Annotated in this window: 23 protein-coding genes; 16 read left to right on the forward strand and 7 right to left on the reverse strand. The window is 64.3% G+C overall.

Features of this window, described 5'->3' with window-relative positions:
* Positions 1-4: 4 nt before the first annotated feature.
* Positions 5-1,054 carry a CAF17-like 4Fe-4S cluster assembly/insertion protein YgfZ gene (gene ygfZ, locus DOM45_RS08855; protein WP_110599594.1) on the reverse strand — a complete coding sequence of 350 codons (1,050 nt, stop codon included), beginning with the start codon at positions 1,052-1,054 and terminating at the stop codon, positions 5-7.
* Between the two features lie 176 nt (positions 1,055-1,230).
* On the opposite strand from ygfZ, the gene DOM45_RS08860 reads away from it, so the two are divergent.
* The 8 genes from DOM45_RS08860 to DOM45_RS08895 all read left to right on the forward strand — a co-directional run bounded on the left by DOM45_RS08860 (position 1,231) and on the right by DOM45_RS08895 (position 10,003).
* A complete protein-coding gene (locus DOM45_RS08860; RefSeq protein WP_110599596.1) occupies positions 1,231-1,428 on the forward strand; it encodes a heavy-metal-associated domain-containing protein in 198 nt (65 codons plus the stop codon).
* An 82-nt stretch (positions 1,429-1,510) separates the two neighbouring features.
* The gene (gene uvrB / locus DOM45_RS08865) at positions 1,511-3,544 is read left to right on the forward strand and encodes an excinuclease ABC subunit UvrB (protein WP_110599597.1); all 2,034 of its coding nucleotides are present in this window, start codon (positions 1,511-1,513) and stop codon (positions 3,542-3,544) included.
* 21 nt (positions 3,545-3,565) lie between these two features.
* Complete coding sequence (gene nei / locus DOM45_RS08870; protein ID WP_110599598.1) at positions 3,566-4,387, forward strand: endonuclease VIII; 822 nt, start codon at positions 3,566-3,568, stop codon at positions 4,385-4,387.
* Between the two features lie 178 nt (positions 4,388-4,565).
* Positions 4,566-6,071: a fumarate hydratase gene (locus tag DOM45_RS08875; RefSeq protein ID WP_110600438.1), complete on the forward strand. Its 1,506-nt coding sequence runs from the start codon at positions 4,566-4,568 to the stop codon at positions 6,069-6,071.
* A 162-nt stretch (positions 6,072-6,233) separates the two neighbouring features.
* A complete protein-coding gene (gene cls / locus DOM45_RS08880) occupies positions 6,234-7,664 on the forward strand; it encodes a cardiolipin synthase (RefSeq protein WP_425353329.1) in 1,431 nt (476 codons plus the stop codon).
* Between the two features lie 60 nt (positions 7,665-7,724).
* Positions 7,725-8,642 (forward strand): LysR family transcriptional regulator, encoded by a 918-nt coding sequence (locus DOM45_RS08885; RefSeq protein WP_110599600.1) that lies wholly within the window; start codon positions 7,725-7,727, stop codon positions 8,640-8,642.
* Between the two features lie 157 nt (positions 8,643-8,799).
* A complete protein-coding gene (locus tag DOM45_RS08890; RefSeq protein WP_425353332.1) occupies positions 8,800-9,792 on the forward strand; it encodes a YihY/virulence factor BrkB family protein in 993 nt (330 codons plus the stop codon).
* A complete protein-coding gene (locus DOM45_RS08895; RefSeq protein ID WP_110599602.1) occupies positions 9,731-10,003 on the forward strand; it encodes an acylphosphatase in 273 nt (90 codons plus the stop codon). The genes DOM45_RS08890 and DOM45_RS08895 overlap by 62 nt, the downstream gene beginning before the upstream one ends.
* A gap of 208 nt (positions 10,004-10,211) precedes the next feature.
* Here DOM45_RS08895 and DOM45_RS08900 read toward each other — a convergent pair whose 3' ends face one another.
* The 3 genes from DOM45_RS08900 to DOM45_RS08910 all read right to left on the reverse strand — a co-directional run bounded on the left by DOM45_RS08900 (position 10,212) and on the right by DOM45_RS08910 (position 13,129).
* A complete protein-coding gene (locus DOM45_RS08900) occupies positions 10,212-11,168 on the reverse strand; it encodes a nucleoside hydrolase (RefSeq protein WP_110599604.1) in 957 nt (318 codons plus the stop codon).
* Between the two features lie 72 nt (positions 11,169-11,240).
* Positions 11,241-12,188 carry a ribokinase gene (locus DOM45_RS08905; RefSeq protein WP_240612340.1) on the reverse strand — a complete coding sequence of 316 codons (948 nt, stop codon included), beginning with the start codon at positions 12,186-12,188 and terminating at the stop codon, positions 11,241-11,243.
* Positions 12,185-13,129 carry a D-2-hydroxyacid dehydrogenase gene (locus DOM45_RS08910; RefSeq protein ID WP_110599606.1) on the reverse strand — a complete coding sequence of 315 codons (945 nt, stop codon included), beginning with the start codon at positions 13,127-13,129 and terminating at the stop codon, positions 12,185-12,187. Before DOM45_RS08910 ends, DOM45_RS08905 begins: the two co-directional genes overlap by 4 nt.
* Positions 13,130-13,432: 303 nt before the next feature.
* Here DOM45_RS08910 and DOM45_RS08915 point away from each other — a divergent pair, with 303 nt between their 5' ends.
* The 3 genes from DOM45_RS08915 (at position 13,433) to ruvC (ending at position 16,303) form a co-directional block, all read left to right on the forward strand.
* Positions 13,433-13,726, forward strand: coding sequence for an FmdB family zinc ribbon protein (locus DOM45_RS08915; protein WP_110600447.1), 294 nt, complete (start codon positions 13,433-13,435; stop codon positions 13,724-13,726).
* A gap of 44 nt (positions 13,727-13,770) precedes the next feature.
* Complete coding sequence (aspS, locus tag DOM45_RS08920) at positions 13,771-15,552, forward strand: aspartate--tRNA ligase (RefSeq protein ID WP_110599608.1); 1,782 nt, start codon at positions 13,771-13,773, stop codon at positions 15,550-15,552.
* Positions 15,553-15,760: 208 nt separating this feature from the next.
* Positions 15,761-16,303: a crossover junction endodeoxyribonuclease RuvC gene (gene ruvC, locus DOM45_RS08925; RefSeq protein WP_110599610.1), complete on the forward strand. Its 543-nt coding sequence runs from the start codon at positions 15,761-15,763 to the stop codon at positions 16,301-16,303.
* A gap of 100 nt (positions 16,304-16,403) precedes the next feature.
* Here the strand turns inward: ruvC and zapE are convergent, their stop codons facing one another.
* The 3 genes from zapE to DOM45_RS08940 are packed head-to-tail and all read right to left on the reverse strand — an operon-like array spanning position 16,404 to position 18,990.
* Positions 16,404-17,489, reverse strand: a complete 1,086-nt coding sequence (gene zapE, locus DOM45_RS08930) for a cell division protein ZapE (protein ID WP_240612341.1) — start codon at positions 17,487-17,489, stop codon at positions 16,404-16,406.
* 29 nt (positions 17,490-17,518) lie between these two features.
* A complete protein-coding gene (locus DOM45_RS08935) occupies positions 17,519-18,403 on the reverse strand; it encodes a carbon-nitrogen hydrolase family protein (RefSeq protein WP_110599614.1) in 885 nt (294 codons plus the stop codon).
* Positions 18,400-18,990: a GNAT family N-acetyltransferase gene (locus DOM45_RS08940; RefSeq protein WP_110599616.1), complete on the reverse strand. Its 591-nt coding sequence runs from the start codon at positions 18,988-18,990 to the stop codon at positions 18,400-18,402. Before DOM45_RS08940 ends, DOM45_RS08935 begins: the two co-directional genes overlap by 4 nt.
* A 259-nt stretch (positions 18,991-19,249) precedes the next feature.
* Between DOM45_RS08940 and DOM45_RS08950 the strand changes: the two genes are divergently transcribed.
* The 5 genes from DOM45_RS08950 to tolQ all read left to right on the forward strand — a co-directional run bounded on the left by DOM45_RS08950 (position 19,250) and on the right by tolQ (position 22,510).
* Positions 19,250-19,648: a nuclear transport factor 2 family protein gene (locus DOM45_RS08950; protein WP_110599618.1), complete on the forward strand. Its 399-nt coding sequence runs from the start codon at positions 19,250-19,252 to the stop codon at positions 19,646-19,648.
* 91 nt (positions 19,649-19,739) lie between these two features.
* Positions 19,740-20,345 (forward strand): Holliday junction branch migration protein RuvA, encoded by a 606-nt coding sequence (gene ruvA / locus DOM45_RS08955; protein ID WP_110599620.1) that lies wholly within the window; start codon positions 19,740-19,742, stop codon positions 20,343-20,345.
* Positions 20,346-20,351: 6 nt separating this feature from the next.
* A complete protein-coding gene (ruvB, locus tag DOM45_RS08960; RefSeq protein ID WP_110599622.1) occupies positions 20,352-21,404 on the forward strand; it encodes a Holliday junction branch migration DNA helicase RuvB in 1,053 nt (350 codons plus the stop codon).
* On the forward strand, positions 21,397-21,807 hold the full coding sequence (gene ybgC, locus DOM45_RS08965; protein WP_110599624.1) for a tol-pal system-associated acyl-CoA thioesterase: 411 nt from the start codon (positions 21,397-21,399) through the stop codon (positions 21,805-21,807). The genes ruvB and ybgC overlap by 8 nt, the downstream gene beginning before the upstream one ends.
* Positions 21,808-21,820: 13 nt before the next feature.
* The gene (gene tolQ / locus DOM45_RS08970; protein ID WP_110599626.1) at positions 21,821-22,510 is read left to right on the forward strand and encodes a protein TolQ; all 690 of its coding nucleotides are present in this window, start codon (positions 21,821-21,823) and stop codon (positions 22,508-22,510) included.
* The last annotated feature ends 12 nt before the right edge of the window (positions 22,511-22,522 follow it).

A 22,522-nucleotide genomic window follows, 5' to 3' on the forward strand; every position in this document is an offset into this window, starting at 1 on the left:
GTCGTCAGGCGGTCGCGGTCCCGTCGACGACGGACTCGGGATCGAGACGTTCGAGAGGATAGGGCAGCTCGCGCAACACCAAGTGACGTTCGCCGACGAACAGTGGCGATTCCTCGTCCTGGCTGGTGTTGAGAACGGCCAGGACGGCGCAGGACCCGGAATCGTCGTCGTTGACTGCCTGGAATATCTCGCCCACGCGCTTGGCCTCGCCATTGCGAATCTCCTCGCCGATAACGGGCAGCGATCTGCCTTCCAGCGAGGCGATCCGCAGGCGTCTTTTGACCTGCCCCCGGAAATGCGCCCTTGCCACCACTTCCTGGCCGGTGTAGCAGCCCTTGCGAAAGCTGATGCCGCCCAAGGCTTCCCAGTTGATCATCTGCGGCAGAAAGGCGTCGCTGTGATCGGCGGTGAGCCAGGCGACGCCGGCATCGATATCCGCACGCCGCCACAGAATCGTATTCGCGGCGCTGGCGGACTGGCTCAACGACTCCCATCGTGTTGCGGCCTCGGCGGCTGGCAGGATCAGCATCGCGCGGGGCTGGCCGGCGGGCTGGCGCAAGGCGACGATGCCCTCCTGCTGAGTCATGTGCCAGTCGAGACGGGGCAGGCCGGCAACGGACGTCCACGACTCGGGGCGCCCGATCATGCCGATCAGGGCCAGATCCTGGCGATGGCTCAGCTTCACCTTGTAGAAAGGGGCGTATTTCCCGAGATGAGTCGCCAGGGAAGCGGCCAGCGAGGCGTGCAGCAGCAGCCAGTAGCGTTCGGCGGATACCTTGAGGACTTCGGCATTGGCGATCATGCGCCCCTTCGGCGTACAGAAGGCGGTCAGGGGCGCGAAGTCGCCATCCGCATGCTCGACGTTGGCGCTGGTCTGACCCTGCAGAAAGCGAGCCGCATCGGGGCCGTCGCATTCGAGGATACTCAGGTGGGTGAGCGGTACCAGGTGTGTGCCGTCACTGGCGGAGCCGTGATCGCTGTTCGGGAACACCCAGTCGTGCTCATTCGACTGGCGTCCGCCCTGGGCCGTGAGATATGCCAGCCAATCGTCCATCCGATGCCTCCTGTGAAAACGGTTGTCGGTACCGGCGTCGGCGGTACCGGAGTGTGGTGTCTGGCCTCAAGATGGCGGCGATATCCGGCCATTGCAACGCCAGGTCGCGCAAACGGCGTGCTAGTCTATGCTGTCTGCCTGAAATCGTCGTGGAAGACCGTTGTGGAGAGTCTCGCATGTCCCGTATCAATCTCACGCTGAGCGGCGTATCGACGCCGGAAGACCTCAATCGTGTCACGACCGCCCTGATGATGGTGGATGGTGTCGAAAGCGTCGATATCGGCCGGGAGTGGGCCGAGGTGGAAGGGCGTGTCAACCGCGACGCGCTGATCGCGGCGGTGGAGGCGCTGAAATCGGGATTTACCGCTCGATGATCGTGGCTCGCCCCCCGAGCGATGGCACTCTAAGTTGCACCTCGCCCTTGAATGACGGTCGTTTGGACCCTAATTAGTCACCATGAACAAACCTTTCAAGATTCAATCCAAGTATCGTCCGGCCGGTGATCAGCCGGCCGCCATCGAGGGGCTGGTCCGCGGCCTGGGTGCCGGTCTGTCTCATCAGACGCTGCTCGGCGTCACCGGCTCGGGCAAGACCTTCACCATGGCCAATGTCGTCGAGACGCTGCAGCGTCCGACCATCGTGCTGGCGCCGAACAAGACCCTGGCTGCCCAGCTCTACGGCGAGTTCAAGAGCTTCTTCCCGGATAATGCGGTCGAATATTTCGTCTCGTACTACGACTACTACCAGCCGGAGGCCTATGTCCCGTCTTCCGACACCTTCATCGAGAAGGACGCCTCGATCAACGACCATATCGAGCAGATGCGGCTGTCCGCGACCAAGGCACTGCTGGAGCGTCGCGATGCGCTGATCGTGGTCTCGGTCTCCGCGATCTATGGTCTGGGCGACCCCGAGCAGTACATGAAGATGCGGCTGCACTTCAATCGAGGCGAGCAGATCGACCAGCGCAGCTTCCTGCGGCGGCTGGCGGAACTGCAGTACACCCGCAACGATGCCGACTTCCGCCGCGGTACATACCGGGTCCGCGGCGACGTCATCGATGTCTTCCCCGCGGACGCCGAGGACGAAGGCGTGCGAGTCGAGTTGTTCGACGACGAGATCGATTCGATCCGACTGTTCGATCCGCTCACCGGCGAGGTGCGCGGGCAGGTGCCGAGGATGACCATCTACCCCAAGAGCCACTATGTCACACCGCGGGATACCATCCTTGGTGCGATCGAATCGATCAAGCAGGAGCTGGCGGATCGACTCGAGTACCTGCGCAAGCACGAGCGCCTGGTCGAGGCGCAGCGTCTGGAGCAGCGCACGCTCTACGATATCGAGATGATGCTCGAACTGGGCTACTGCAACGGTATCGAGAACTACTCCCGCTATCTCTCCGGACGCCCGCCCGGCCATGCGCCGCCGACATTCTTCGACTATCTGCCGGACGACGCGCTGCTGTTCATCGACGAATCCCACGTCAGCGTGCCGCAGGTCGGCGGCATGTACCGCGGTGACCGGTCGCGCAAGGAGACGCTGGTCGAGTACGGCTTCCGCCTGCCCTCGGCGCTGGACAACCGACCGATGACGTTCGAGGAGTGGGAGGGCATCGTGCCGCAGACGGTGTTCGTCTCGGCCACGCCCGGCCCCTACGAGGCGGAGCACGCGGGGCAGGTCGTCGAGCAGGTGGTGCGCCCGACCGGTCTGGTCGACCCGCAGATCGAGGTGCGTCCGGCCACGACCCAGGTCGATGACCTGCTCTCCGAGATCCGGCTGCGCGTCGACGTCGGCGAGCGGGTGCTGGTCACCACCCTGACCAAGCGCATGGCGGAAGACCTCACCGAGTATTTCGACGAACACGACATCCGCGTTCGCTATCTCCACTCGGACATCGACACGGTGGAGCGGGTCGAGATCATCCGCGACCTGCGCCTGGGTAAATTCGACGTCTTGATCGGCATCAACCTGCTGCGCGAGGGGCTGGATATTCCCGAAGTGTCGCTTGTCGCCATCCTCGATGCCGACAAGGAGGGCTTCCTGCGCGCCGAACGCTCGTTGATCCAGACCATCGGCCGGGCGGCACGCAACGCCCACGGCAAGGCGATTCTCTACGGGGACCGGGTCACCGACTCGATGCGGAGGGCGATGGATGAGACCGAACGCCGCCGCAACAAGCAGATTGAGCACAATGAGCGCCATGGCATCACCCCGATGACCGTGACCAAGTCGGTGGCCGACATCATGGAAGGGGCGCAGGCGCCCGGCAGCCGCAAGGGGGGCCGCAAGCGCACCGAGCAGTTGGTGGCGGAAGCCCCGGGCGAATACACCCGCGAGGCCCTGGGTCAGATGAGTGCGCCGCAGTTGACCAAGGAGATCAGCAAGCTCGAGGATCGCATGCACGAGGCGGCCCAGAATCTCGAATTCGAGCAGGCCGCGAAACTGCGAGATCAGTTGCAGACGCTCAAGTCCAGGTTGCTGGAGCTGGGATAGGCGAGGTCAGGAAGCGCGAGAATGCCGGAAGGACCGGAAATACGCCGTGTCGCGGATCGGCTGGGGAAGGTGCTGGTCGGCAGACCCCTGGTCCAGACCTGGTTCGCCTTTGCCGAGATCGCACCGATAGCCGGGCGCCTGGGCCGAAGCCGGGTAACGGCGGTCGACTGCTGGGGCAAGGCGCTGTTGATCACCTTCAGCGATGGGCACGTGCTCTATTCCCACAACCAGCTCTATGGCGTCTGGCGTATTCACCGTCGCGGCCACGCGCCGACCTCGGGGCGGAAGCTACGTGCCCGGCTGACGACCGCGACCCACGCCGCCAGTCTCTACAGTGCCTCGGACATCTCGCTCTGGACCATCGAGACCGTTCGGCAGCAGCCATTTCTGGCCCGCCTGGGACCGGATCTGCTGACTCACGACGTCTCGGTGGGGGATATCGAGGCGCGGTTGACGGAGTCCCGCTTCGCGGGTCGGGGGCTTGGCGGGCTGCTGCTGGATCAGGGGTTCTACGCCGGTATCGGCAACTATCTTCGCTCGGAGATCCTGTTCTACGCGGGGTTGTCGCCGAGAAAACGCCCCAGGGATCTGACGGCCGCACAGCGCCAGCGACTGGCGCGCGTCATCCTGGCCACGATCCAGCAGGCCTATCGACAAGCCGGGGTCACCAACCGTCCCGTGTGGCGCAAGCGCTTGCAGCGGGCCGGGGAACATCGCGACCAGTGGCGGTTCGCCGTGTTCGACCGCGAAGACCTGCCATGTCACGCCTGTGATTCGATCATCGTTCGCGAAGCCGTTGCCTCTCGGCGCCTCTATCGTTGCCCCGTTTGCCAGCCGGAGTGACGAAACTCCATTGACGGGGTCAGCAATACATTTTGGTTTATACCGTTATCTTTCATGGCTGGTAAAAGTTGCAAACTGCCAATCTTCGTTCGCTAGGGTATGATTGGCGCCCTCGAAGCTACCGACCCGCGGACGATCGAACCGTCGGGCAGTTACCGTGACCAGCAGGAGACCGATGATGACCGTGATCCGCCAGGAGGATCTCATTCAGAGCGTGGCCGATGCGCTGCAGTACATCTCCTATTATCACCCCAAGGATTTCATCGATGCCATGCACGCGGCCTACCAGCGGGAAGAGAACCCCGCGGCGCGCGATGCCATCGCTCAGATCCTGATCAACTCCAGGATGTGTGCCACCGGCCACCGGCCGATCTGTCAGGACACCGGCATTGTCACGGTCTTCGTTCACGTCGGCATGAACGTGCGCTGGGAAGCCGACATGAGTCTCGACGACATGGTCAACGAAGGGGTGCGCCGCGCCTATCTGCTGCCCGATAACGTGCTGCGCGCGTCGGTGCTGGCCGACCCCGATGGCAAGCGCAAGAATACCGGTGACAACACGCCTGCGGTGATTCATCACAAGCTGGTGCCGGGCGACACGGTCGAGATCCACGTCGCGGCCAAGGGTGGTGGCAGCGAGGCCAAATCCAAGTTCGCGATGCTCAATCCCTCCGACAACGTGGTCGACTGGGTGCTGGAGCAGCTACCCAAGATGGGCGCTGGCTGGTGTCCGCCGGGCATGCTCGGCATCGGCATCGGCGGCACCGCGGAGAAGGCGATGGAGCTGGCGAAGGAAGCGCTACTCGACCCGATCGACATTCAGGCACTGCAGGCGCGCGGTGCCGGCAACCGGGCCGAGGAGCTGCGCCTGGAGCTATTCGACAAGGTCAACCGCAGCGGCATCGGCGCCCAGGGGCTGGGCGGTCTGACCACGGTGCTCGATATCAAGGTCAAGGATTACCCGACTCACGCCGCCAACAAGCCGGTGGCGATCATCCCCAACTGCGCCGCGACCCGTCACGTGCACTTCACGCTGGATGGCAGCGGCGCGGCTGTGCTGCCGGCACCGAAACTCGACGATTGGCCCGAGATCACCTGGGAGGTGGGCAAGGGTGTGCGGCGGGTCAATCTCGACGAGATTACCCCGGAAGCCGTGCGCGAATGGCAGCCTGGCGATACCGTGCTGCTGTCGGGCAAGCTGCTGACCGGACGGGATGCCGCGCACAAGCGAATGATCGATATGCTGGCCAAGGGCGAATCGCTGCCGGTGGATTTGAAGAATCGCTTCATCTACTACGTCGGCCCGGTCGACCCGGTGGGTGACGAGGTGGTCGGACCGGCAGGACCCACCACGGCGACGCGGATGGACAAGTTCACACGGACGCTGCTCGAGCAGACCGGCCTGCTGGGCATGGTCGGCAAGGCCGAGCGCGGCCCGCTGGCGATCGAGGCGATTCGCGACAATCAGGCAGTCTATCTGATGGCTGTCGGCGGCGCCGCCTATCTGGTCGCTCAGGCGATCAAGAAGGCCGAGGTGATCGCGTTCGACGACCTGGGCATGGAAGCGATCTACGAGTTCGAGGTCGAGGACATGCCGGTCACGGTGGCCGTGGACCACCTGGGAACATCGGTTCACCAGACGGGGCCCGCCAAGTGGAAGGAAATCATCGCCGAGCGGGTCTGAGCGCCAGGTGACGGAACCCGTCGGCGAGCGAAGCCGGCTGCTATTGCGTCAACGGAACCCGTAAAGAAGAGAGCCCCTGTGGGGCTCTCTTCTTTTTTCGGTATGATGTTGGTTAGGCTGACGATTTCTGGCGGAGAGGATGACAATGCAGCGTTGCGGAAGATGTCGGACATGACCTTGCTGATCGGCTGGCTGTTGTTCGTTTCTCATGTGGCCGGGATCGCCACGGCAATCATGGCGCTGATGTCCAGCCGCACCTCGCAGGGTGCCGTTGCCTGGATCGTGACGCTGATCAGTTTTCCCTATATTGCCGTGCCGATTTTCTGGACGTTCGGCCGCCCGAGATTCTACGGCTATGTCTCGGCGCGTGGGGAGCGGGACACCGTGCTGCGCCAGGTTCTTCAGCGTTATCGGCCAAACATGGAGTCGTTCATTTCGCGTCCGGAAGCCGTCAGCGGACGTATTCGTGCGGTCGAGGAGCTGGCTCGCATGCCGATGACCCGAGGCAATCGCGCGGAGTTGCTGATCGACGGCGGTGCCACTTTCGACAGCCTTTTCGAGGGGATCGATCGTGCCGAGGACTATATCCTGGTCCAGTTCTTCATCGTGCGCGCCGACGAGATTGGCCTGGCCTTCAAGCGCAAGCTGATCTTCCAGGCAGAGCATGGCGTCAATGTCTATTTCCTCTACGACGAGATCGGTAGTCGAGGGCTGCCCGGCGGTTATCTCAGGGACCTGGAAGAGGCCGGAGTCAGGGTCTCTGCCTTCAACTCCTCGCGCGGCTGGCGCCATCGATTCCAGATCAACTTCCGCAATCACCGCAAGATCGTGGTCGTCGATGGCCGAGTGGGCTGGACCGGCGGGCTCAATGTCGCCGACGAGTACCTGGGCCGGGTCGAGCGATATGGGCCTTGGCGCGATACTCACTTGAAGCTTCAGGGCCCGAGCGTGCTGGCGCTGCAGGAAGCGTTCTGGGAGGACTGGTACTGGGCAACCGGCGACATTCTGGCGCTGGGTTGGAAGCCCAGGCAGATTCCCGATGCGTCCCAGCACGTGGCGATCGTGCCTTCCGGTCCGGCAGACGGGCGCGAGACGGCCAGTCTCCTGGTTCAGCACGCCATTCATGGCGCACGTCATCGGCTCTGGGTGACCAGTCCGTATTTCGTTCCTGATCACGGTGTCCAGGACGCGCTGACCCTGGCGGCGCTCAGGGGCGTCGACGTCCGGGTGCTGATTCCCGAACGTCCGGATCATCTGCTGGTCTTCCTCTCCGCCTTTGCTTTCCTGCCGGAGATGATCCGCAACGGGGTCAAGATATACCGTTATCAGCCTGGTTTTCTGCATCAGAAGGTTCTGTTGGTGGACGACCACACCTCGATGGTGGGCACGGTCAATCTGGACAATCGGTCTTTTCGGCTCAACTTCGAAGTCACCGCCTATGTCCCCGACAAGGTCTTCGCGGCCTCGGTTTTCGAGATGCTCGAACGGGACTTCGCCAGCAGCCGGCAGGTCAGCCAGCGCGAACTCGAGGAGCGGCCGCTGTGGCGCAAGCTGGTATCGCGAGCCACTTATCTGCTGTCGCCCGTGCAGTAGCGCTGCCACTGGCCTGGCGGCCGACGTCACCAACGCTTGAAGGGTTGCCGGGAGGCACCATTGAATCTAGAAACCAAATGGCTCGAGGATTTCGTGGCCCTGTCCAACACGAGGAGTTTCTCGGCGTCGGCGCGTCAACGGCATGTCACTCAACCTGCGTTCAGTCGGCGCATCCGTTCACTGGAACAGGCCGTCGGCGCCACCTTGGTGGACCGCTCGACGACACCGGTCAGTCTCACGCCGGAAGGGCAGCTCTTTCTGGTGACGGCGAGAAACATGGTCGAGCAGCTCAACGACAGCCTGGCGCACCTACGCGGTCTGGCCATGGACAACGAAGCCTTGGACATCGTTGCCGCCCACTCGCTGGCACTGGCCTTCTATCCGCCCTGGATCTCGCGCCTGCAGAAAGGTGTCGGGGAGCTGCCGACCCGATTGGTCGCCATGAACGTGGGCGATGCCATTCACGTCCTGCGGGAGGGCAACTGCGACCTGATGCTGGCCTACCACGATCCCTATGCCACCATGCAGCTGGACGCCGAAATATTCCCCTCGTTCTCCATCGGCCAGGTCAAGATGATCCCCGTCAGCGTTCCGGATACGGGCGGCGAGCCGAGGTTCTCGTTCGATGGCGACGGGCCGATTCCGTTCCTCTCCTACACCCAAGGCGCCTTTCTCGGCCGCAGCGTCCGCATGTTGCTCAAGAACGAGCCCGGGCGCATGCGTCTCAAGACCGTCTACGAGACGGCCATGGCGGAAGGGCTCAAGGGCATGGCGTTGCAGGGCGTCGGGCTGGCCTGGATTCCGGATTTCTGTATTCGTGACGAACTGGCGAACGGAAAGTTGGTGCGCGCCGCGGAGAGCGACTGGGATATCCCGCTGGAAATTCGCCTGTATCGATGCTCGCTGGTCCACAAGCCCGGTGTCGAGAAGCTGTGGCGCCGCATGATGAAGCTCCCCAGCGATTTCCTGCGGGCATGAGGCGAACCGGTAGCGGTTGCGTGTCGCCGACCAGCACGGGAAATCCGGAAATCTCGTCTAGACTGCTGGTGTATCGTCCACAGGCCTCGCACCGTCGAGGCGTTGACGTTCATCTTTGCCGCCCTCGGTGACAGCAGACAACAGGGAACTCAACTTGATACCCCTTTACTCCAAAGCCGTCTCTTTCTGCCAGTACTGGTTCGCCGTCGTTCGCGATTCCATCAAGTTGTGGCTCGACCGCAACGCCTTCAGCTACGCCGGCTCGCTGGCGTTCTACACGCTCTTTTCGCTGGCACCGACGGTCATCATCGCGGTAACCGTGGTGGGGCTGTGGCTGGGTGAGGATGCCGCCCGGGGCGAGATCGTGCACCGCCTGCAGGATACGCTCGGCCCCTCGGCGGCCAGCGCGATCGAGAGTGCCGTCGCGCAATCGAGCATTCAGGCCTCGGGCATCCTGCCGACGGTGGCGGGCTTCGTCACGCTGCTCATCGGTGCGACGACGGTGTTCGGTCAGATGCAGTTTTCACTCAATACCATCTGGGGTGTCGCGCCCAACCCGGACCGCAACAGTATCTTTCTATTTGCCAAGAAGCGTCTGCTGTCGATGGCCGTCGTGCTGGCGATCGGCTTCGTGCTGCTGGTGTCGCTGATATTGGGCATCATCGTGCAGGCGACGTTCAGCTACGCCGGGGATTGGGTTCCCGGCAGCGTGTTCCTGCTCGAGATCGCTCAGTACGCCTTGTCCATCGTGGTCATCACGCTGTTCTTTGCCGCCATCTTCAAGGTGCTGCCGGATGTCGTGCTCTCCTATCGCGACGTGCTGCTGGGCGCCCTGGTGACAGCGGTGCTGTTCATCATCGGGCGCAACGCGATCGCGGCCTATCTGGCGCACACGGCAACGGCTTCGACGTACGGGGCGGCGGGTTCGGTCGTGCTGGTCCTGCTCTGGGTGTACTACTCGTCGCTGATCCTGCTGTTCGGCGCGGCGTTCACCCGAACCCATGTCCTGGCCAAGGGCGGCAGCATCATTCCTCGCAATACGGCCGTGGCAGTGCGCCATGAAGTGATCAGAAAGGAGGAGGCATCTCATGACTCATCGGACGATCAAGGCCTGGGTGAGCGGGAGAGTCCAGGGCGTCAGCTATCGTGAACATGTACGTCGTCACGCGGAGCGCTGGGGCATCACCGGTCATGCGATCAATCTCGAGGATGGACGCGTCGAGGTAACCGCCCATGGCGAGGCCATCGCCATCGCCGAGCTGATCGATCAACTGTGGGAGGGCTCCCCGGCCGCTGACGTCACCGATGTCACGGTCGAAGAGGCGACGATCGCGGCACCTGCAAGCTTTACCACAGGCTGAGACTCCGGGAGCCAACGCCGGCCGAGAATCGACCAGCGATGGTCGAACAAAATCGGCGAAGGCGGTCCCGGTTGACGCGGCAATCGATCGCTAACGTGGTACGGGTGGGCACAGTCGTTTACCGGCCGGCGCGCAGGCCGTGCCCGGCGGTATCGGATCGCGGTGGAATCTCGCCCGCTCGCCTGGCCGGCGCTCGGGCGAGCCGGTTTCAGTGCGAGGGCGGAGTGACCAGCGTGTCGACGATCCAGTCGATGACGCCCGGGCCATCGGCGTTCATGCAGATCTCCGCCACGTTGCCCTGGGACCAGCGGGGATCGACGAACTCGCGTCGTTCGGGGGCCATCAGGGTCTGGCCTTCGGCCAGGCCGTCGGTGACCACGCTCAGGTAGCCGCGCTCGACGCGGAACAGGTCCGGGCGCATCAGCCACACCAGCGCACAGCTATCGTGGGGGCAGCAGCCATCGATGCCCAGCGCCTGCTGGTAGAAGGCGCGGTAGAAGTCATAGCTCTCGCCCAGTACCTTCCCCAGGCGCCCCTGGGCTTCGACGATCCGCGCCATGCTCTGCGGATCCAGCACGCAGCGGTGTGTCGCGTCCAACCCCACCAGCGTCAGCGGCCAGTCGGCCTGCAATACCCGGGCTGCGGCATGGGGGTCGTTGAAGATATTGGCTTCCGCGACGGGCGTCACGTTACCGCCTTCACGGATCGATCCGCCCATCACGACCACGCGCTTGACCTTGTCGACCAGCGTGGGGTCGAGCTGCAACGCGGCGGCCAGGTTGCCCAGCGGGCCGACGGCGACCAGCACGACTTCGCCCGGCCGGGCGTTGACCTGCTCGACGATGAATTGGGCGGCACTCTGCTTCAGCGCCTGGGTGGAGACCTGCGGCAACTCGATGTTGCCCAAGCCGTTGTCGCCGTGGATGTGCCCCGGCGGCGGGTTCTTGGGCTTGACCAGCGGCCCGGCGGCCCCCTGGGCAACGGGAATCGACTGACCGGCGAGCTCCGCGAGCAGCAGTGCATTATGGGTGGCCACCTCGATCGTGACATTGCCGAAGGTGGTGGTCAGGCCCAGTAGCTCGATATCCGGGTGGGCCAGCGCGATGGCGATGGCCTGGGCGTCGTCGACTCCGGGGTCGGTGTCGAAAATGATGGGCGTCGGCATGAGAATTCCTAGAGTCGGTTCAGTTGATGCGCCGCCACCGCCGGGATGGCGGCGCGGCGGCGATGAAGAGGTTCAGAGGGTCGAACGCTCGGCCGGGAGAGCGGGCAGGGTGGTCATGGCCTTCTCGACGGCATCCGCATCGGGAATGCTGGGTTCGGCACCAGCCTTCTGGACACAGAGCGCCGAGGCGGTCGTTGCCAGGCGCAGCGCCTGTTCGATATCGTCGCCGCGCTGCCGTGCCGCCATGAAGTAACCGATGAAGGTATCGCCGGCGGCCGTGGTGTCGATCGCCTCCACCTTGTGGGCGGCCAGCATGACGCGCTCACCGCGATGCTGATGACAGGCCCCCTGGCCGCCCAGGGTCAGGACGATCTCCACGTCCGGCAGACGCGTGGCCAGCGCCTCGAGCAGGGTGTCGGAATCGACGGACTCTTCCGCCCCGACCAGCGCCGCCGCTTCGCCGCGATTGAGGAACAGGAGCTGGCACAGATCTAGCGGCAAGCCGGCGATCTCCGCGGAGAGCGGGGCCGGGTTGAACGCGATCGAGAGGCCGTTGTCGGCCGCCAGGCGCAGCATCTTGCCGGCATCGTTGCACTCGTTCTGGAGCAGGATCCAACTGCCGGGGACGGCCGAGCCGACCAGCGCCTCGAGGCGACCGTCGTCGAAGCCGTGGTTGGCGCCAGGGTAGAGGATGATCGCGTTCTCGGCGTCGTCGTCGACCTGGATCAGTGCGTGGCCGCTGGCGCCATCGATCAGCTCGATATCCGCGGTATCGACGCCGGCGCGGGTCAACGGCTCCAGCGCCCACCGGTCGCCCTCGTGCAGGCGTCCCCAGTGAGCAACGCGCCCGCCGGCACGCGCCAGGGCCAGCGACTGGTTGGCACCTTTGCCACCCAGTACCTGATGCAGGCTGGTGCTGGAGAGCGTCTCGCCCGGGCGCACCAAGTGTGGAACCCGATAGACGTGGTCGATGTTGATCGAGCCGTAGTTGTAGATCCCCGGAATTTCGGTCGCCATCATCCGCGCTCCTCGGTCAGCCAGGCGCGCAGGTTGTCGGCGGTCAGGTCGACGACGCGTTGACGCGCTTCCGGCGTGATCCAGGCATTGTGCGGCGTCACGATCAGATTGAGCGGCTCGTGCAGGGCATCGAGCAGGGGGTGCCCCTCTCGTGGCGGTTCGACAGGCAGGCTGTCGACGGCCAGCCCGCCCAGGCGCCGATCGCGGAGGGCGGCCAGCGCCGCGTCCTCGTCGATGATCCCGCCGCGAGCACAGTTGATCAGCAGCGCATCTCTCTTCATCGTCGCCAGCGCCTCGCGGCCGATCAGGCCCCGGGTCGCTTCCGTCAACGGGCAGTGCAGGCTCAGCACGTCGGCATCACCCAGCAGCGAGGTCAGACTGGGGCGAGCATCATTTGCCTCGTTACCGGGGCGGGCGGCAAAACTGACACGCATGCCGAAGGCTTCCCCCAGCCTGGCCACCGCCGAGCCCAGCTCCCCGCGGCCGACGATCACCAGGTGTTTGCCGGCCAGTTGTAGGGTGCGGTGGTCGAGCAGGCAGAAGAAGTCGCTTCGTTGCCAGGCGCCATCACGCACGTCGGCCTGGTACAGCGGCAGTCGCGCGGCCAGCGCCAGCATCAGCATCAGGGTGTGCTGGGCGACGCTCGCGGTGCCGTAGGCCGAGACGTTACGTACGATGATGCCACGCCGTTCCGCTGCGGCCATGTCGACGTTGTTGGTGCCGGTGGCCAGCACGCAGATCAGCTTCAGATCGGGAAGGGCGTCGATCAGCTCGGCGTCGATGACGACCTTGTTGGTCAACGCGATGTTGGCGCCCTCGAGCCGGTCGAGCCTTTCGTCCATGGCAGTGAGCTGATGAATCACGAGATCGTCGACGAACGTGCGAATCGGTGCGAGGTCGACGTCGTCGCCGAGGGAAGCGGCATCCAGAAGTACGGCTTTCATGCGTCTTTTCCTTGTCTCTTTTCCGTGCCGGCTGTCATCGCCTGGCAGTCGCTGGCGTGCGGACGACGACATCGGCATTGTCAGCCGGTAATATTGCCTGCGACCGGCCGCTACGCGCTATACTATGCGGCTTTCGAGCTTGGCTTGGGAAGGTCCGCGTGGCCACCGGTCATGACGAACGACGAACGAAAAACCGACTAAAGGATGGCGCGACGCCCGTCGGGGGAAGCGCGCCTGGATATCGCCAGCGAGCCGCCCGATCACCGGCCGGCGACCCTGGCACTCATAGAGAGTGACGACATCATGCCCATCTATGAATACGAGTGTAAGGCTTGCGGTCATCGGCTGGAAAAGCTCCAGAAGATCGGTGCGGCACCGTTGACCGATTGCCCGGCCTGCGAGCGCGCCGAACTGTCTCGCCTGGTCTCCGCAGCCGGCTTTCGGCTGGCCGGTGGCGGCTGGTACGAGACCGATTTCAAATCGGGCAGCAAGAAGAACCTCGTTGGCGATAGTGCCAAACCGGCGACTTCCGGCGATAGCGGCGGCAAGTCGGACGGCGCTAGTAAGGCGAGCGGCGAGAGCAAAGCGTCGGCCTGAATACCGTCTTCACCCTTTTTAGCTTCACAATCTTAGGATCCAGCATGCGCAGTCATTATTGCGGCCAATTGAACGAGTCATTGATCGATCACGAAGTCACGCTTTGCGGGTGGGTGCATCGCCGCCGCGACCATGGCGGTGTCATTTTCCTCGACATGCGCGATCGAGACGGTGTCGCTCAAGTGGTAGTGGATCCCGATACCGCAGAAGCGTTCGCCAACGCCGATCGCTCACGCAGCGAATATGTGCTGCGTATCGTCGGCCGCATTCGACTCCGTCCGGAAGGCACCCAGAACCCCAACATGCCCACCGGGATGATCGAGGTACTGGCCAAGCAGGTCGAAGTGCTGAATACCGCCGCCACGCCGCCTTTCCAGCTCGACGAGCATGGCAAGGTCGGCGAGGAGGTACGACTGAAGTACCGCTACATCGACCTGCGCCGCCCGGAGATGATCGAGAAGCTACGCCTGCGCTCGCGGATCACCCATAGCGTGCGTGCCTATCTGGAGGAGCAGGGCTTTCTCGACATCGAGACGCCGATCCTGACCCGTGCCACCCCTGAAGGGGCGCGCGACTACCTGGTGCCCAGCCGAACCCACGAAGGCCACTTCTTCGCGCTGCCGCAGTCGCCGCAACTATTCAAGCAGTTGCTGATGGTGTCGGGCTTCGATCGCTACTATCAGATCGCCAAGTGTTTCCGCGACGAGGATCTGCGCGCCGATCGTCAGCCCGAGTTCACTCAGATCGATATCGAAGCGTCGTTCATCGAAGAGCGCGATATCATGGGCATCACCGAGACCATGGTGCGTCAGCTGTTCCAGGACGTGCTCGACGTGGCGCTGCCGGAGTTCCCGCGCATGCCTTACAGCGAGGCGATGCAGCGCTACGGTTCCGACAAGCCGGACCTGCGCATCCCGCTGGAGCTGGTCGACGTCGACGACCTGATGCAGTCGGTCGACTTCAAGGTCTTCTCCGGTCCGGCCAAGGCCGAGGACGGCCGCGTCGCCGCGCTCAAGGTGGGCGGTGGGGCCAAGCTCTCACGCAAGGAGATCGACGACTACACCAAGTTCGTGGGTATCTACGGCGCCAAGGGCCTCGCCTGGATCAAGGTCAACGAGCGCGCCAAGGGCCTCGACGGACTGCAGTCGCCGATCGTCAAGTTCATGGAAGGCGTGATCGAGGAGCTGCTCGACCGCGTGGGTGCCGAGGACGGTGATATCGTCTTCTTCGGCGCCGACAAGGCGCGGGTGGTCAACGAGGCGCTGGGCGCGCTGCGGGTCAAGCTCGGCGAGGATCTCGACCTCTACACCGCCGCCTGGGCACCGCTGTGGGTGGTCGACTTCCCCATGTTCGAAGCCGACGACAACGGCCGGCTGTCGGCGCTACATCATCCGTTCACCGCGCCTTCCTGCTCGCCGGAAGCGCTCAAGGCGTCACCGGCTACGGCGCTGTCGCGGGCCTATGACATGGTGCTCAACGGCACCGAGCTGGGTGGCGGCTCGATCCGTATCCACAACCAGGAGATGCAGCGCGTGGTCTTCGACGTGCTCGGCATCGGCAAGGAAGAGGCGGAAGAGAAGTTCGGCTTCCTGCTCGACGCGCTCAAGTTCGGTGCGCCGCCCCACGGCGGCCTGGCCTTCGGACTCGACCGTCTGGTGATGCTGATGACCGGTTCGCGTACCATCCGCGACGTCATCGCCTTCCCCAAGACCCAGAGCGCCGCGGACCTGATGACCGACGCCCCGGGCGAGGTGAGCAAGGAGCAGTTGCGCGACCTGCACATCCGTCTGCGTCCCAAGGCCAAGCCGGAGAGTGCCGGCGAATAACACCGCCTGGCGTTCAGCCTGACCCGAACCGGCGCCCCGCGAGGCGCCGGTTCTTTTATGTGCGGCGGCTAGGGGATAGTCTGCCGAAGACACCCTCGCGGCGCGTTCCAGGCGTATCGTACAGCCCCGCCGAGCAGAAAGGTCGAGCAAGCATGAAACGTATGACTGAGCCAACGATGATCATTCGCACGACACCGGAGCCGGGACGATGATCCTGCTGGGTATCGATCCGGGCTCGCGCATTACCGGCTATGGCGTGATCGACGTCGGTGCGGCGCGGCCCCGCTACGTCGCCAGCGGCTGTATTCGCATCTCCGGTGACGACCTGGCGCAGAAACTGGCCCAGGTCTATGCCGGAGTCGCTGAACTGATCGGGCTCCACCGACCCCAGGAGTTCGCCATCGAGCGCGTGTTCATGGCCAAGAACCCCGACTCCGCGCTCAAGCTGGGCCAAGCCCGCGGCACCGCAATCGTATGTGCCGCCAACCACGGTATCCCGGTGCACGAATACGCCGCACGCCAGATCAAGCAGGCGGTCACGGGCACCGGCGGCGCCGAGAAGGCCCAGGTCCAGCATATGGTGACGGCGCTACTCGCGCTGGACGCGTCCCCCCCGGAGGATGCCGCCGACGCGCTGGCCATCGCGCTCACCCACGCCTACGCGCGTCAGGGGCTGGTGGCGACCAGCGGCCGCCGGCGCAGTAGTGGTAGCGCCGGTCGCAATCGTTGGCGCGACTTCAGGCCGGAGTGAGAGACGGGGAGGCATCCAATGTGCCAGCCCGGTTTTCAGAAGCAGAGCGCAGATGAATTAGCCCCCTCCAGAGCACTGGACACCGAGCAGCCATCGGGAACTAGGAATGGCCGAAGCGCTCCAGCTGCATCTCGCGCAGACGGCTGAGCGTGCGGCGAAAGGCAAATTCGAGGTAGCCCTGGGTGTACAGCTCATCCAGTGCGACCTCGGCCTCGATGTACAACGGCACGCGGCGGTCGTAGCACTCATCGACCAGGGCAATGAAGCGTCGCACCGCCTCATCGTTGCGCGCCAATGCCGGCAACTTTCTGTCGCCGGCGTCGACCCGCTCGGCGCCATCCTCGGTGCCACGGGCGATGCGTCCTTCGCGCGATTCGCCGCCCAGGCGCGGTACTTCCCCAAGGAGAATGGCCGGAAAGCGTTCGCACAGCGCGATGAAGTCCGACGCGGCCAGCGGCCGTTCGCACAGTTCACTGAAGCGGCACCACAGCGCTGCCGAGCTGTGACCTAGATTGGCGATATGCCGATGGTTCAGTTCGACCGGCTCATGACTCACCTGCTGATTGTCGCTCAAGCGGGCGAACAGCTCGTCCAGCGCCTGTGGCTGCTGCACCCAATAGCGCTGCACCTCGGCGCCAGGGTGCAGGCGATGATCCTGCTCGCCGTCCACGGCCACCACCTGCATATGCGCCTCGAGCGCGGCAATGGCCGGCAGGAAACGCTCGCGGTTGAAACCGTCGGCATAAAGCTGATCCGGCGGCTGGTTGGAGGTGGCCACCAGCACCACGCGCTGCTCGACCACCAGGCTGAGCAGGCGGCCGAGCAACATGGCATCGCCGATATCGCTGACGAACAGTTCGTCGAAGCACAGCACGCGTACGTCACGCCCCAGTTCCTCGGCCAACAGACGCAGCGGGTCGGCATGGCCGGTCAACTGGAACTGACGACGATGCACCCACTGCATGAAGTGGTGGAAGTGCTGGCGCCGCGCCGGCACTCGCAAGCTGTTGTAGAAGCCGTCCATCAGCCAGGTCTTGCCGCGTCCCACTGGCCCCCAGAGATACACGCCGGGCGGGCATTCGCCGCGATGCACGGCCTCGAAGCAGCGCTGCAACGCCTCGACCGTGCGGCGCTGGGCGGCATCGACGACGAAGCCGGCAGCGAGGGAGCGTTCGTACGCGGCCATGGGGGAGTCGGGCTCCCCCCGCTGGGCGTTCATCGCAAAACCAGCCGGCCGTCGTCGAACTGCGTTGGCCAGTCGCGCCGGGTGAAGACCTGGCCCGCCTCACGCACCCGGCGCACCTCGTCCAGATCCAGCTCGGCGATCAGCCAGCGGCTGCGCGTGGGGCACAGCTCTGTACTTTCGGCAATCACGCCAGTGGCCGGCATGCCGTGGTCCGACGGTACGTAGAGCGCGGCGCGGCCGATATTCTCGTCCAGCGCCGGCGACCAGGGCGCCAGGCCGACCGTGGGTGACTGCAGCACGGCAATCTGGTTCTCCAGCGCGCGCGCCTGGGCGCCGATGCGCACACGGTAGAAGCCGGCCTCGGTATCGGTGCAACTGGGCGCCAGGATCAGATCGACGCCGGCCTCGGCCAGGGTCCGCGCCAGCAGCGGGAACTCGTTGTCATAGCAGATCAGGATGCCCAGCTTGCCCAGCGCCGTGTCGAACACCTGGAGCCCGCTGCCGGCGGCGATCTGCCACTGCTCCCGCTCGAAGCGGGTCATCATCAGCTTGTCCTGGCTGCCCAGGCAGCCGTCCGGGCCGAACAGCCAGGCGCGATTGCGGTAGAGGCCGTCGTCATCCCGCACGGCCACCGAACCGGGTTGTAGATGAATCTGCAGCCGCTTCGCCAGGCTTTCGCACAACTCCAGCCAGCGCGGCAGCAGCGCCTGGATGCCGGCGATGGAGCCATGCAGGTCGCTACGCTGGGCCTCTGGCAACTGGCCCGTGAGCACCATGCCGGCGTATTCCGGCAGCAGCAACAGCTCGGCGCCCTGAGTGGCGGCCTCTTCGCAAAGCCGGGTCAGGTGATCGGCGTAGGTATCCCAACCGGTCAGCAGGTCGATGTGATATTGGCAGGCGGCAACCTTGATCATGAGGTGAGTTCCTTGAGCCAGAACGACAGGGGCTTGGCCGACGCCTCGGCTTCGTCCAGATCGCGCCAATGATACTGGGTGTGCAGTTCGGGATGATGGCGATAGCCGCGGCGCGCCCAGAAGGCGTCCAGCGGCTGGTAGTCGGCGGGCCGGCGCGGGTGCTCTGCCGGGCGCTGCACGGCGCAGAAGGCGCACCAGTCGAAACGGCTCAGCTGGCGCGCATGGGCCTCGCGCTCGGCGAAGAAGCGCACGCCCAGGCCACGCCCACGCCAGCCCGGCAATACCACCGACTCGGCGCAGTAGAAGATGCGCCCAGGATCCCAGCCTGCGGTGAGGAAGGGGTGCTGGAACTCCACGGTTTCATCGGCCAGCGGCAGCGCCGTGGAGGCGCCCACCACCCGGCCCTCGTCACGCACCAGCACGCACAGGCTGTCCGCGCTGCGCACATAGGTGTCGAGGTATTCGGCCTCGTAGTCGAGGCTGCCGTCGTAGAGGTAGGGAAACTCGCGGAAGACCGTGATCCGCAAATACGCCAGGTCTTCGACGTGGGGTGCAATCTGCGGCCCCCGTAGCAGTTCGATATCCATCTGGAGTCGTTCGCCAGCAGCAGGGTGACGCCGGCAGCTATGCCGGCTGGAAGGCGCGAACTTATCATGCGAGCCAACCCATCACTAAGGAAGCGCTGAATAAATCGACGAGCGAGATGAAGCGCAAGGCGCATGGAACACAGAACACGAGACATAACATGGGGTTAGGCGAGTGTTCGAGTACCACGCAAAGCAGCGATTCGCTCGCGCAGGCATTTATGCAGTGGTTTCCTAACCACGCTACGCAAGGAACCTAGCCATGACCGCCACCGAACTGATTCAGGCCTACTATGCCGCCTTCAACGCCGGCGACATGCCCACCTTCATCGACCTGCTGGACGAGGATGTAGTCCACGACATCAACCAGGGCGAGCGCCAGGTCGGCAAGGCCAACTTCGCCGTCTTCATGGACAAGATGAACCGCTGCTACCGCGAGCGCTTGGCCGACATCGTGGTGATGCAGAATGCCGCTGGCGACCGCGCCGCCGCCGAGTTCGTGGTGCACGGTGAGTACCTGGCCGACGACGAAGGCCTGCCACCGGCCAACGGCCAGACCTACGTGCTGCCGGCCGGCGCCTTCTTCGAGATCAGCAACGGCAAGGTCGCGCGCATCAGCAACTACTACAACCTAAACGAGTGGGTGGCGCAGGTGGGCTGAATATCGTCTGGCAAGAGGCCCGCGCGGCAGCTAGCCAGCCGATTCGGCGATGCGTATAGTGGACGCCGTCACGGAAAGGACGTTGAATGGAATGATTGGACGCCTGCACGGCACCCTGCTGGAAAAGCTCCCTCCCTGGATCGTGATCGATGTCAACGGCGTCGGTTACGAACTCGAAACCTCGATGACGACACTGGTCGCGCTACCCGCCGTGGGCGAGGAGGTCCGCCTCTATACCCACCTGAGCGTGCGCGAGGATGCGCATCTGCTCTACGGTTTCGGGCGTGACGAGGAGCGCCAGCTGTTTCGGGCGCTGATCAAGGTCAATGGCGTTGGGCCGAAACTCGCTCTGGCGATCCTTTCCGGCATGGATCGCGACGCCTTCGTGGGCTGCGTCATGGAGGGCGACAGCAAGGCGTTGACCAAACTCCCGGGCGTGGGCAAGAAGACTGCCGACCGGTTGATCGTCGAGATGCGCGATCGCTTTCCCCATTGGCAGGAAGAGCAGGGGTCGCTGCTGGATGCGCCGCGCCAGCCCGTGGTCAAACCGCAGGACCCGCTCGCCGATGCCGAAGCGGCGCTGGTGTCGCTCGGCTACAAGCCGACCGAGGCGTCGCGCATGCTCTCCGGGCTCGATGAGGGCCTGCCCACCGAAGCTCTGATCAAGGCGGCGCTGGCGCGCCAGATGGCCGGGTAAGCCGATATGATCGAACCAGACCGTCTCATCGAAGCCTCGCCGCGACAGGGCGAGCAGCACGCCGATCATGCCATCCGGCCGCGCCGGCTGGGCGACTATATCGGCCAGCCGCGGGTGCGCGAGCAGATGGATATCTTCATCTCGGCGGCGCGCAATCGCGGTGACTCCCTCGATCATACCCTGGTCTTCGGCCCACCCGGGCTGGGCAAGACCACGCTCGCCAATATCATCGCCGCGGAGATGGAGGTCGATATCAAGTCGACCTCGGGGCCGGTGCTGGAGCGCGCCGGCGATCTCGCCGCCATGCTGACCAACCTGCAGCCGGGCGACGTACTGTTCATCGACGAGATCCACCGTCTGTCGGCCGCGGTCGAGGAGGTACTCTATCCGGCGATGGAGGATTTCCAGCTCGACATCATGATCGGCGACGGGCCCGCGGCGCGGTCGATCAAGCTCGATCTGCCGCCGTTCACGCTGGTCGGCGCCACTACCCGCGCGGGGCTGCTGACCTCGCCACTGCGCGATCGCTTCGGCATCGTTCAGCGCCTGGAGTTCTATGCCATCGACGAACTGACCGAAATCGTTGCCCGTTCGGCGCGGCTGCTCGGGGTGACTGCCGATGTTGCCGGCGCTCGGGAAATCGCGCGGCGGGCCAGGGGAACGCCACGCATCGCCAATCGCCTGCTGCGGCGGGTACGTGACTTCGCCGAGGTCAAGGGCGACGGTAGTGTCGATGCCACGCTCGCCGACCAGGCGCTCAACATGCTCAACGTCGACAGCCACGGCCTCGATCACATGGATCGCCGGCTGCTGCTGGCGATGATCGAGAAGTTCGACGGCGGGCCGGTAGGGGTCGATAGCCTCGCGGCGGCCATCAGCGAAGAGCGTGACACCATCGAGGATGTCATCGAGCCCTATCTGATCCAGCAGGGGTTCATGATGCGAACCGCCCGTGGCCGTGTCGTCACCCGCTCCGCCTATCACCATTTCGGCATCGTGCCCAGCGATCAGGCGCCCCGAAGCGCGCCCCCCAACCACGACGAGCCCGGCAATGAATGAATTCATCCTGCCGGTGAAGGTCTATATCGAGGACACCGACGCCGGCGGCATTGTGTACTACGTTAACTACTTGAAATTCATGGAGCGCGCACGGAGCGAGTGGTTGAACGCATTGGGTTTCGGTCAACGTGGACTGATCGAGCAGGGCGTACAACTGGTGGTACATTCGCTTCAGTGTCGCTACGCCCGCCCGGCGCGACTCGATGACCGGCTGGAGGTGACCGCCAGCATCGAGCGCCTGGCCGCCTGCTCGTTGCGATTCGCGCAGGCAGTTCGGTACGACGGGGATACATTATGCGAAGCGTCGGTCGATATTGCGTGTGTCGACGCGCAACGCCTGAAACCAAGACGTTGGCCCAGCAGTCTATATGCGGCGCTGACATCCGCCATTCCTAGCCAGTGATTCGAGGATTTTCGTGAACGACTCCATGTCCATCCCCCATCTGATCATGAACGCCAGTCTGGTGGTCCAGCTGGTCATGCTCCTGCTGTTGGCCGCCTCGGTCGCTTCCTGGGTCGTCATCTTTCAACGCAGTTTCGCGTTGAGCCGAGCCCGGAAGGCGCAGAAGGCCTTCGACGAGCGTTTCTGGTCAGGTGTCGATCTCAACGAACTCTATCGTGACGTACCGGATAACTACGAAGCCCAGGGCTCGGAGCACGTGTTCCGGGCGGGCTTCCGGGAGTTCAACCGGCTGATGCCCAAGACGCGCAGTAGTGAAGCGGTGCTGGACGGCGTACAACGCTCCCAGCGAGTCGCGCTGTCACGCGAGGAAGACAGCCTCAATGACAAGCTCACCCTGCTGGCCACGGTGGCGTCGGCCAGCCCCTACATCGGCCTGTTCGGCACTGTCTGGGGAATCATGGGGTCGTTCCAGAGCCTGTCGATGGCACAGCAGGCGACGCTCTCCACGGTCGCGCCATGGATCGCGGAAGCCCTGGTGGCGACAGCCATGGGCCTGTTCGCGGCGATCCCGGCGGTGATCTTCTACAACCGGCTGTCATCCATCGCCAGCCGTCTGCTCGGCGAGTACGAAGACTTCGCCGAAGAGTTCCATTCGATCCTGCACCGTAACCTGCAAGGTCGCGGTGGCAACCCGGCGGCCTGAGGCGGAGGTTCA

The sequence above is a fragment of the Salinicola lusitanus genome (genome assembly GCF_003206045.1).
Taxonomy (GTDB): Bacteria; Pseudomonadota; Gammaproteobacteria; order Pseudomonadales; family Halomonadaceae; genus Salinicola; species Salinicola lusitanus.

Excerpts from the sequence above, each read along its gene's own strand:
- cls (WP_425353329.1), top strand. The coding sequence starts at position 6,234 with ATGTCGGACATGACCTTGCTGATCGGCTGGCTGTTGTTCGTTTCTCAT.
- ruvA (WP_110599620.1), top strand. The coding sequence starts at position 19,740 with ATGATTGGACGCCTGCACGGCACCCTGCTGGAAAAGCTCCCTCCCTGG.
- DOM45_RS08905 (WP_240612340.1), bottom strand. The coding sequence starts at position 12,188 with ATGATGGCGACCGAAATTCCGGGGATCTACAACTACGGCTCGATCAAC.
- DOM45_RS08915 (WP_110600447.1), top strand. The coding sequence starts at position 13,433 with ATGCCCATCTATGAATACGAGTGTAAGGCTTGCGGTCATCGGCTGGAA.
- uvrB (WP_110599597.1), top strand. The coding sequence starts at position 1,511 with ATGAACAAACCTTTCAAGATTCAATCCAAGTATCGTCCGGCCGGTGAT.
- ruvC (WP_110599610.1), top strand. The coding sequence starts at position 15,761 with ATGATCCTGCTGGGTATCGATCCGGGCTCGCGCATTACCGGCTATGGC.
- ruvB (WP_110599622.1), top strand. The coding sequence starts at position 20,352 with ATGATCGAACCAGACCGTCTCATCGAAGCCTCGCCGCGACAGGGCGAG.
- DOM45_RS08860 (WP_110599596.1), top strand. The coding sequence starts at position 1,231 with ATGTCCCGTATCAATCTCACGCTGAGCGGCGTATCGACGCCGGAAGAC.
- aspS (WP_110599608.1), top strand. The coding sequence starts at position 13,771 with ATGCGCAGTCATTATTGCGGCCAATTGAACGAGTCATTGATCGATCAC.
- DOM45_RS08910 (WP_110599606.1), bottom strand. The coding sequence starts at position 13,129 with ATGAAAGCCGTACTTCTGGATGCCGCTTCCCTCGGCGACGACGTCGAC.
- DOM45_RS08875 (WP_110600438.1), top strand. The coding sequence starts at position 4,566 with ATGACCGTGATCCGCCAGGAGGATCTCATTCAGAGCGTGGCCGATGCG.
- DOM45_RS08895 (WP_110599602.1), top strand. The coding sequence starts at position 9,731 with ATGACTCATCGGACGATCAAGGCCTGGGTGAGCGGGAGAGTCCAGGGC.
- DOM45_RS08935 (WP_110599614.1), bottom strand. The coding sequence starts at position 18,403 with ATGATCAAGGTTGCCGCCTGCCAATATCACATCGACCTGCTGACCGGT.
- ybgC (WP_110599624.1), top strand. The coding sequence starts at position 21,397 with ATGAATGAATTCATCCTGCCGGTGAAGGTCTATATCGAGGACACCGAC.
- ygfZ (WP_110599594.1), bottom strand. The coding sequence starts at position 1,054 with ATGGACGATTGGCTGGCATATCTCACGGCCCAGGGCGGACGCCAGTCG.
- DOM45_RS08940 (WP_110599616.1), bottom strand. The coding sequence starts at position 18,990 with ATGGATATCGAACTGCTACGGGGGCCGCAGATTGCACCCCACGTCGAA.
- DOM45_RS08950 (WP_110599618.1), top strand. The coding sequence starts at position 19,250 with ATGACCGCCACCGAACTGATTCAGGCCTACTATGCCGCCTTCAACGCC.
- DOM45_RS08900 (WP_110599604.1), bottom strand. The coding sequence starts at position 11,168 with ATGCCGACGCCCATCATTTTCGACACCGACCCCGGAGTCGACGACGCC.
- nei (WP_110599598.1), top strand. The coding sequence starts at position 3,566 with ATGCCGGAAGGACCGGAAATACGCCGTGTCGCGGATCGGCTGGGGAAG.
- zapE (WP_240612341.1), bottom strand. The coding sequence starts at position 17,489 with ATGGCCGCGTACGAACGCTCCCTCGCTGCCGGCTTCGTCGTCGATGCC.